Below are 2008 nucleotides of genomic sequence, written 5' to 3'. Positions count from 1 at the left end.
GGCAAATCCCCCAACGCCTCCCGCACCATCTTCAACTCCGCCCCCGGCGCCCCAAAATGCGGCCCGCCCCTCCCCGAGCAACTGATATACAGCGCCCCCAGGGCATGGCCAGCCGCGCCGCTCTCCAGTTCAGCCCGTATCTCGGTAGCCACGCGCACCAGATCCGCCCGCGCCGCGGCGGGATTGCGCGTGCAGAACGCCAGCCGCATTCCGTCCTCCACCACATCCGCCAGCGCCAGCACCCCATGCTGCATGTCCACGCCGAGCACATGCCGCACCAGCGTTTCCACGCCGAACCTGCCGGGCACGCTGGGTGCATCGTCGCCCCCGGTGCTCAGGCCCACCAGCGTGGCGGACAGTACGCTGGACAAGGTTTCCTCCGGCACATCGCCGCCCAGCCCCAGGTCTTTCAGGACGCAGTCGAGCGCGGGTTCGCCGTCCAGTTCGAACAGCAGGTTATGCGCGGCACGGGTGACGATACGCACCGGCCCGATCGGCTTGCAGCCCTGCGTCACCCGCGAGATCAGGCCGATCCCGGCGTCGAACAGCACACCCGACAACCCGCCGGAGAAGACACCGTCGGCGATGTGCAGGGTGCGGTTGCGCGCCGATGACAGGCCGCCAAACAGGTAGCCGGTGGCGGTGCGCTCGCTCAGTTCGTGCAGCAGGTCCTGGACATCCGGCGTGCTGCCTTCGGCATGCACCAGCGCGGTATGGGGCACGAAGGCGGAGGAGGCGGGGGGCAGCGGCTGCAGCCCGGAGAACAGCCTGAACGCGGTGGGCGGCAACGACGCCGCCATCAGCACCATGGCGGGCTCGTCGATGTACTCGACGCCGCCCGCGCAGACGCCCACGCCGGCCGTACCTACCCAGGCCACGCCTGGCCAGTGTTCCCGCAGCGCGGTGAGTATGTCCTCGGCCGACGGCGCGTAATAGTCGCTGAGGTAACACCACCCGAGCGTGAGCGCGGCGCCGCCGCCCGGCGCTGCCTGGCGGGCCGCCAGTTGCGCGTCAAGTTGCGTCCGGCACTGGGCCAGCGCCTCCCGCCAGTCGTCATGGGCTGCGTGAGCATGGATGAAAGAAGCATCGGACATGGTCGCTCCGCGGCCAGGCCGGCAAGCTGCCGGGCCTCGGCCTGCAAGATGTGTTCTGGCCTATACCGGCAAGGCCAGGTCGGCAATCACCGCGGCCAGGAAGCGCGCGGCTTCGCCGCCCGTGACCACCCGGTGATCGAAGGTAAGGCTGAGCGGCAGGATGCGGTGCACCGCAGGCACGCCGCCGGATGCCACCACCGCGTCGTGGATGCGGCCGGCGCCAAGAATGGCCACCGTTGGCGGCACCACGATGGGCGCCGCGTACTTGCCGGCGATCATGCCGAAGTTGGACAGCGTGATGGTGTTGCCGCGCATTTCCTCGGGCGCGATCTTGCGCGCGCGCACGTCCGCGCGCATGCGGTCCAGGCCGCGCCGCAGGTCGGCCGCGTCGCGGTTGCCGGTGTCGCGCAGCACCGGCACGAACAGGCCTTCGGGCAGGTCTACCGCGATGCCTACGTCGATCCGCTTCGGGACATGGCGGCGGCCGGTCTGGCTTTCGTACCAGGCATTGAGGCCGGGTTCGGCGCGGCATCCGGCGACCAGCGCGCGCACCAGCCGGATCGTGGTGTCGGTGCCGGGCGCCCAGGCGTGGATGTCGGCATCGTCGATCACGGTCGCCGCCGCGACCTCGCTTTGCGCGCGCGCCATGTTCTGCGCCATCGCGCGCCGCACGCCGCGCAAGACTTCCGGCGGCCCCAGGTCCGCCAGCGTCGCGGCCACGCGCCGCACGTCGGCGGCGGTGATGACGCCATCCGCGCCGGAAGGGGTGATCATCGCCAGGTCCACGTCGAGTTGCCGCGCCAGGGCGCGCACGGCTGGCACTGCCCGCACCGCGCCGCCGCCGCGGCCCAGGGCCGCGCCAGGGCGCGCACGGCTGGCACTGCCCGCACCGCGCCGCCGCCGCGGCCCAGGGC

General features: G+C 71.7%; 2 protein-coding genes. Both read right to left on the bottom strand.

All coding sequences use genetic code 11. From position 1 onward, the window contains the following. The coding region (locus AC1DN0_RS40925; RefSeq protein WP_477146604.1) for an FIST signal transduction protein at positions 1 to 1094 on the bottom strand (1094 nt) is incomplete at its 3' end. Positions 1095 to 1154: 60 nt separating this feature from the next. Beyond that, on the bottom strand, positions 1155 to 2008 hold an 854-nt coding region (locus AC1DN0_RS40920), incomplete at its 5' end, for a dihydrolipoamide acetyltransferase family protein (protein WP_477146603.1).

The organism is Cupriavidus sp. 05N39 (assembly GCF_056397325.1).
This window is presented reverse-complemented; position numbering and strand designations above follow the sequence as displayed.